Annotated in this window: 1 protein-coding gene; it reads right to left on the bottom strand. The window is 77.3% G+C overall.

What is annotated here, in order from left to right; genetic code table 11:
* The coding region (locus tag KBX39_RS32870) for an alpha/beta fold hydrolase (RefSeq protein ID WP_210874313.1) at positions 1-331 on the bottom strand (331 nt) is incomplete at its 3' end.
* Positions 332-440 lie beyond the last annotated feature (109 nt).

The raw sequence follows: 440 nt of genomic DNA, 5'->3' as shown, positions 1-440 counted from the left end.
CCACGCCGCCGCCGCGCGCGGGCCGGGCCCCCACCGGCCGGGCGGCGGGCGGGAACCGCGCCGGGACGTCCAGCAACGCGGCCACGTCGTCGGCGAAGTCGTCGAGCCCCCTGGTGGCGTCAACGGGTGCGGTGTCGGTCTCGCCGTAGCCGCGCAGGTCGGGGGCGACCACCCGGAGCGTGTCCGGCAGCCGGGCGAGCAGCGGTTCCCAGAAGGCGGAGGAGGAGACGTTGCCGTGCACCAGCAGGACCGGTACGCCGTCCGGCGGACCGGCCACGCGGACCGCCTGGGTGATGCCGTTGGCCTGGACCGTGAGCCGTGCGCTGCGCATCCGCGCATGCTGGCACGCCCGCCCGCCCCCGGTCCATGTCCCCCACCCCCACACCGCCCCACCCGTCCATGGCGCGCACCCCCGCCCCGCCCCCGCGTAGTTCATTCAT

Origin of the sequence: Micromonospora sp. D75 (assembly GCF_018070405.1) — a bacterium.
GTDB classification, from domain to species: domain Bacteria; phylum Actinomycetota; class Actinomycetes; order Mycobacteriales; family Micromonosporaceae; genus Micromonospora; species Micromonospora chalcea.
Note: the sequence above shows the minus strand (reverse complement) of the source record. Positions and strands in the feature narration are given on the sequence as shown.